8 protein-coding genes are annotated in these 6,666 nt (G+C 42.4%); 6 read left to right on the top strand and 2 right to left on the bottom strand.

All coding sequences use genetic code 11. The features are described from left to right. Positions 1–165: 165 nt before the first annotated feature. The gene (locus tag AC6CIB_RS23150; RefSeq protein WP_498284638.1) at positions 166–348 is read right to left on the bottom strand and encodes a hypothetical protein; all 183 of its coding nucleotides are present in this window, start codon (positions 346–348) and stop codon (positions 166–168) included. Positions 349–540: 192 nt separating this feature from the next. On the opposite strand from AC6CIB_RS23150, the gene ytzI reads away from it, so the two are divergent. After that, positions 541–714, top strand: a complete 174-nt coding sequence (ytzI, locus tag AC6CIB_RS23145; RefSeq protein ID WP_324745116.1) for a YtzI protein — start codon at positions 541–543, stop codon at positions 712–714. 46 nt (positions 715–760) lie between these two features. Here the strand turns inward: ytzI and AC6CIB_RS23140 are convergent, their stop codons facing one another. Continuing rightward, on the bottom strand, positions 761–1,234 hold the full coding sequence (locus AC6CIB_RS23140) for an S-ribosylhomocysteine lyase (protein ID WP_498284636.1): 474 nt from the start codon (positions 1,232–1,234) through the stop codon (positions 761–763). A gap of 235 nt (positions 1,235–1,469) precedes the next feature. On the opposite strand from AC6CIB_RS23140, the gene yidD reads away from it, so the two are divergent. From yidD to AC6CIB_RS23115, 5 genes are all read left to right on the top strand, one after another. Beyond that, positions 1,470–1,715, top strand: a complete 246-nt coding sequence (gene yidD, locus AC6CIB_RS23135) for a membrane protein insertion efficiency factor YidD (protein WP_397554451.1) — start codon at positions 1,470–1,472, stop codon at positions 1,713–1,715. Between the two features lie 158 nt (positions 1,716–1,873). After that, positions 1,874–2,848 carry a metal ABC transporter solute-binding protein, Zn/Mn family gene (locus tag AC6CIB_RS23130; RefSeq protein WP_498284633.1) on the top strand — a complete coding sequence of 325 codons (975 nt, stop codon included), beginning with the start codon at positions 1,874–1,876 and terminating at the stop codon, positions 2,846–2,848. Positions 2,849–3,383: 535 nt separating this feature from the next. Beyond that, on the top strand, positions 3,384–4,742 hold the full coding sequence (locus AC6CIB_RS23125) for a cytochrome ubiquinol oxidase subunit I (RefSeq protein WP_498284631.1): 1,359 nt from the start codon (positions 3,384–3,386) through the stop codon (positions 4,740–4,742). 24 nt (positions 4,743–4,766) lie between these two features. Beyond that, on the top strand, positions 4,767–5,798 hold the full coding sequence (locus AC6CIB_RS23120) for a cytochrome d ubiquinol oxidase subunit II (RefSeq protein ID WP_498284629.1): 1,032 nt from the start codon (positions 4,767–4,769) through the stop codon (positions 5,796–5,798). A gap of 120 nt (positions 5,799–5,918) precedes the next feature. Beyond that, positions 5,919–6,641 (top strand): 3-ketoacyl-ACP reductase, encoded by a 723-nt coding sequence (locus AC6CIB_RS23115; protein ID WP_498284627.1) that lies wholly within the window; start codon positions 5,919–5,921, stop codon positions 6,639–6,641. Positions 6,642–6,666 lie beyond the last annotated feature (25 nt).

Below are 6,666 nucleotides of genomic sequence, written 5' to 3'. Positions count from 1 at the left end.
CGGCGCCCTTTGCCTTTTTGGTGTACTTGACTTATGACCTCGAGCCTCTAGCCGCCGGAGCTGGACAATCGAAAAGCAGATTGCTTGATCCATAGGTGATAGTCATTTTCCAAATGAAAGAAGAAGCCTTGATCCGAATTTCCTGGAACAAGGCTTCTTCCCGTTTCATCCCTTCACATCAAGGACATGTCCTTTATCGGGATGCGGCGCAAGCTGACTGACCTGCATTTCTTTCATCATTACGGTCGCTTGAGCCGTTTGAGTCGCCATCTGACTTTTCAATAAGTTCATACTGAGTGTTCGTTGAAGCTCAGCGACTTGCTTCCCCATCATTGAAGAAACCTCCATGGTAACATCCTCCTCGTTTCGACGATCAAAGCTGGTACATTCTAATAAAAAGTCATTTGCACTATTTAGTATACCAAATTTTTCTATAGGCAAATTGAAATTTCTGAGTATTCACGTCATAAAAATGTTGATATTTATCCACGACCAACTCATTCTTCTATGGTAAAATAGTGAAAAAAAGGGGGTTGCATAATGTCAGTAACTCTTGTCCTGATCATTGCTGTTGCTATATGTATCTTAGTGATATTCGTAAGTGCCCTTACGACTTCCAAAGCATATACAGCGGTTAAACATACAGTAGATCCACTTGAAGATAATCCTCACTTGGAGAAGATGAAGCAAGAAGAGGAAAAGCAAGACAAATAAAATAAAAGCCCCCGTTCTAATTTAGAACGGGGGCTTTTTAATGTTCTTATGCAAAAACCTGCTTTAGCTCTTCATTACTTTGGCTGAGCCAGAAACGCATCAATTTCTTTGCCCCTTCTAAATCATGGAGCTTCGCTTGACCACATTGCTTTTCATTCGCTGCTGGAATCTCTTCGATTTCTACAGCTTCTTCCATGGTTGCATTTAAGAGGTCGATGATTTCTTCGACTTTTGGCTCTCCGCTAACGACTAGATAGTAGCCGGTCTGGCATCCCATCGGGGAGATATCAATAATATCGAAATGAGCATATGGCTCTGCGTATTTACGGATGGTAAAGGCTAACAAATGCTCAAGAGTATGAATGGAATCAGGCTTCATCGCTTGTTTGTTTGGCTGACAGAAACGAATATCAAACTTGTTGACAAGTCCGTCGCTCCCTACCTTATGGACCCCGCAATGTCTCACAAAAGGTGCTTTTACTGCATTATGATCTAATTCAAAGCTTTCTACTGAAGGCATTAAAATCACTCCCATTTAGTTTCTAGTTATAAGTATAACGTAAATTCATAGTTATTTCATCAACTTAATCTGAATTAGGGTGAAAACCTATTTTAAAAACATACGTTCAGAGGAAAAACGGAATTCCATTCGAATATCCCGATTTTGTGAAACTTGGACTAACAATAAGTTAAAAACATTTTAATCCCCTATACAGTTTTGATATAGTAAAAGAAAATCAATCAGGAGACGTGTTATGAAAAGGTTATTGTTATTTGTATTTAAGGTGTACCAACGGGTCATCTCTCCCCTCAAGCCTCCCACTTGCCGGTTTTATCCAACCTGTTCTCATTATGGCGTGCAGGCAGTGAGTCGGTTCGGTGCATTACGCGGAGGATGGTTAACAGTAAAACGGATTTTGAAATGCCACCCTTTTCATCCTGGTGGAATTGATCACGTGCCTGAAGAATGGCCTTCAAAAAATACGAATCATTCCGACTAGCTCCTATCCGGAGGTAGTGATTCTTTTCTTTTCAAGATAAAAATTTTAAAATCCATCCATTTATCTTGCTTATTCCCCATAACGGTAGTAAAATAACCTTTGTGCTAAATCGTAATCATTACAGTTATTAAACTATTACCCTTAAAGGAGGATTCCTCTTGAACTATATTCGTATGAGTTTACTTTTATTATTGATTTTAGTATTGTCCGCTTGCGGAGCCTCTTCTGAGCAGGAAGAGGCTGAAAAGAAAGATAAATTAGAAGTGTATACTACCGTGTATCCACTGGAGGATTTCACGAAAAAAATCGGCGGGGAACATGTAGATGTGGAAAGTATTTACCCTCCAGGTGCCGATGAGCATACGTTTGAGCCTTCTCAAAAAGATATGATTAAAATGGCTGATGGAGATGTTTTCTTCTACATCGGAATGGGACTTGAAGGATTCGTTGAGGGATCGAAATCGATTTTAGAAAACGAAGAAGTAGTCGTTGTGCCGACGAGTGAACATGTTGAATTGAACCATGAAGAAGGTCATGGCGAAGAAAGTGCTGAAGAGCATGAAGAACATGGAGACTCTCACGAGGACGATCACGGCGATAAGCACAACCATGACGTTGATCCTCATCTCTGGTTAGACCCAATGTACTCTAAAGAAATGGCGAAAACCATTGCAGATACACTTTCAGAAGAAATGCCGGAACATAAGGAAGATTTCCAAGCAAACCTCGATGCATTAACGAAAGAATTAGATGCACTGGACGCTGAATTTAAGGACATGGCAGAAAATGCGCCAAAGAAAACCTTCTACGTTTCTCATGCTGCTTATAGCTATTGGGAAGAACGCTACGGACTGCATCAAGAAGCCATCGCCGGATTGAATACGGCTGATGAGCCATCTCAGCAAGAGCTTAAGAAGATCATTGAAAAAGGGAAAGAAGACAATGTTCAATACATCCTCTTTGAACAAAACGTTTCTTCCCGTCTAACAGAAGTCGTACAAAACGAACTGGGTGCAAAAGCCCTGCACCTCCATAATCTATCTGTCCTTACCGAAGATGACAGAAACAATGATGAAGATTATTTTTCACTCATGAAGAAGAACATCGAGACGTTGAAACAGGTATTACAATAGAACATGTTGAAAGAGAGCAGCTGGCGAGCTGCTCTTTTTTAGATTTTACGATTAAAAATCTTTATAAATAGGTAATTTTCAAGATTAATCGTTAAATTACCAAGTAAATTATCAACTTTCGACGGGTTTGCGACTCGGGGAGTGGACCGATTTCCAGTTTATTTTCAAAATCGGTCCACTTCTTTTCAAATTTTCGGATTTATTTTCAAAATCGAGCCATTTATTTTCAAATTTTCAATTTTATTTTCAAATCACATCTATCTGCTTCCTTTGCATATAGATTCTCGATTCCCCCCAGGGCGCTAAGCCAATTTTCAATTAAATTTTCTGTTATATTGTCGACTTTCCGAATATATTATCGACTTTCACCCTTATATTATCGACTCTGCCTATTATATTACCAACTTACAAAAATCGACATTCCTCTTCAGTATTTTTAGATCCCCTCAATTTCCCCCTACTAACAATCATGAATATTATTTTCCATTAAGTGGACAATAAGGAAATGTTAAAGACTAGTAAGGGAGACATGAGAATGGATGAATTAGTAATTGCTCGTTCCTTGTTTGGTACTACCATGGCCTTTCATATCATTTTTGCCACACTCGGAGTCGGTATTCCGTTAATGATTCTCGTTGCAGAAATTATGTATCAGCGGACGAATGATCTGGACTATTCCGTGATGGCAAAACGCTGGACGAAGGCGTTCGCTGTGCTGCTGGGGGTAGGTATTCCGACAGGGACGATTGCAGGTGTTCAATTGTCGCTCCTGTGGCCTGGATTCATGGAGGTTATCGGACGGGTGATGGCACTGCCGTTCCAAATCGAAATCTATGCGTTTTTTGTGGAAGCCTTATTTATGTCTATTTATGTGTATGCGGCGAATCGGATCGCTCCATGGATGAGAATCGTGAGTCTTATTCTGGTCGCCATCGGTGGACTCGCTTCAGCTGTATTAATTACGAATGTGCATGCGTTTGAAGGGACACCTGCTGGATTTGAAATGGTGAACGGAGAAATCACCAACGTGGATCCTTGGAAAGCCTTCTTCAATCCAAGCTTTTTCGTAACGGCGGGGCATGTAGCCTTATCTGCTTATGTAGTGGGGTCGTTTACGATTGCTACAGTTTCTGCATTTAAGATGCTCCGAACTTCATTTGGGTCAAGAATTTATAAATTTCATCAAAAATCCCTTATGATTTGTTTATTAGTCGGGGGCATCTTCTCCTTCTTCACAGCGATTAATGGTCATGAATCGGCTCAAATGCTTCATGAATATCAGCCTGAGAAACTGGCCGCGGCTGAGGGATTGTTTGAGACCCAAACCCATGCTCCGCTTGCGATTGGAGGATTCACAGATCCTGCTCGGCAGGAAGTGAAATGGGGTATCGAAATTCCTTGGGCCCTTAGTTTCCTTGCTGGAAACAGCTTCGATACGGAGGTTATCGGCTTAAACGACTTCCCTAAAGAGTATTGGCCGCCTCTCTTCGTTCATACGTTATTCAACGCGATGGTGGGAATTGGATCTCTGCTCATTTTACTTTCCCTCATTGCCTACGTATGGAACAAATTATTGAAAAAAGACCGGTTCCCTAAATGGTTGATGTGGTCGTTTGTAGCCGGTGGTCCCCTATCGATCTTAGCCATCGAATTCGGATGGATTTTCGCTTGTACAGGCCGTCAGCCTTGGACGATTTACCGTATTCTCAGTACAGAGGACTCGGTTACCACGACAGGAAACTTAGCCGTTCTGTTCGTTCTGTTCGTTTCGGTTTATGCGATTTTAGCTGTGTCCGTGGTTCTTGTTCTCTTGTATTACTTCAAACGGAATCCGCCTGAAAAAGACATCAACAAAGCGGAAGGAAAGAATAAGGATATTCCTCTATCCACATAACCAGCAAGAACGGGAGGTGAAGTTATGACACAAGCATTGATTGCCATCACGATACTATGGGGATTCGTCTTTATTTATGCCGTCATGGCAACGATGGATTTCGGGGCCGGCTTTTGGTCGATGATCTACATTAATCATGATCAAACAAAAGCAACCAATATCGCCAACCGGTATCTGTCTCCAACCTGGGAGGTGACGAATACATTTATTGTTGCCCTGGTAGTGGCAGTGTATAGTATGTTTCCCGGTGCAGCTTATTCATTAGGAACGGTGCTGCTCGTCCCGGGAAGCTTAATCCTGCTGCTTCTGGCTCTTCGAAGTGCATTTCTGGTATTCTCTCACGTGGCAGATGATTACCGAAAGCCATTGACCTATGTAACAGGGATTACAGGCTTACTGATTCCAGGTCTGCTCATCAGCGTACTTCCCATCTCTCACGGACCTTACATCGATTTTGAAGACGGACAAACGCTTCTTCTAGGGAAACTGTTTACGAGTCCACATGAATATGCCTTCTTCGGATTTGCCGTTGCCAGCACGTTATTTCTTTCATCCTTACTTCTTGCTGACTACTCCAAAGCTTCCAAGGAATTTGAAGCTTTTAAAGTGTATCGGCGAGATGCCTTGATCATCGGTCCAATCTCAGTAGTTATGGCGTTCTTCATTATGTTCACCATGAAAAATGAAGCGTCATGGATATATGAAAGAATGATGGAAGACCAGATTTTGTTATGGGTCTCCTTAATTGGGTTCCTGGTTGCCGGGGGAGCATTATTTCTACCCACCAATAAAGAGGGCATGAAGGGAATGCCCCGTGTGGCTGTCATAGCCGTGACATTTCAATATGTACTGGCAAGCTATGTATACGGTAAAGCCCACCTGCCCTATATCATCTACCCGGAAGTCACGATTCAGTCCGGGTTCACGGATCCCAACTCGTTTAAGGCCGTATTTATCACCTATATTGTCGGATTCATCATCCTGTTTCCCGGGTTTGTGTACTTTTGGAGCTTGTTTATGAATGATAAACGATATTTGAGGCAAAAAAGTGAATGACTGCACCATAGCTCCGATACTCTCGGAGCTATTTTTCTACCTTCCATATAGATCAATCATTTGCTTATCCACTCCCCCAGCCTTACACTAACGGTATTAGATTTGAAAGGATGATCCATAGTGGCACAATCGATTAAAGGTAAAATCGCTTATATTACGGGGGCTGCCCGGGGAATCGGAAAGGCAACAACATTGGAGCTTGCACGAGAAGGAGTTCATGTCGGGTTGATCGCACGTACACAAAGCACCCTGGAACAAGTGGCAGAGGAAGCGAGATCTCTGGGTGTGAAAGCCAGTATGGCTGTAGCTGATATCTCAGATATGGAGCAGGTGGAAAAAGCCATTTCGAAACTGAAAAATGAACTCGGTCCAGCCGATATCCTGATCAATAATGCAGGCATCGGAACGTACGGATCATTTCTGGATATCGATCCGGCAGATTGGAAGAGAACCTTTGAAGTGAACGTATTCGGCACATATCATGTGACGCGAGCCGTTCTGCCTCAGCTTATCGAGAAAAACCGCGGAGACATCATCACTATTTCATCCAGCAGCGGATTGAAAGGGACGGCAAAAAGCACGGCTTACAGTGGATCGAAATTTGCCGTTCAAGGGATGACCGAGGCGTTGATGCAGGAAGTTCGTCAACATAATATCCGTGTCATGACTCTGAATCCCAGCCTGGTGGCAACGGATCTTACCTTTGGGGATAAGCTCGATGAAGCGGACATAGAAAAATACATGCAGGCGGAGGATTTAGCGGAACACATGGTTTCTCAGCTGAAATTACACCCTCGCATCTTTATCAAGCAGTCTCTTCAGTGGGCAACGAATCCTTTTTAATAAACACGTGAAAGAAGAAAAGCTC

It is taken from the genome of Rossellomorea sp. GQ25, assembly GCF_059758515.1.
The sequence above is the reverse complement of the archived record's forward strand: the minus strand, read 5'-3'. Positions and strand labels throughout refer to the sequence as shown.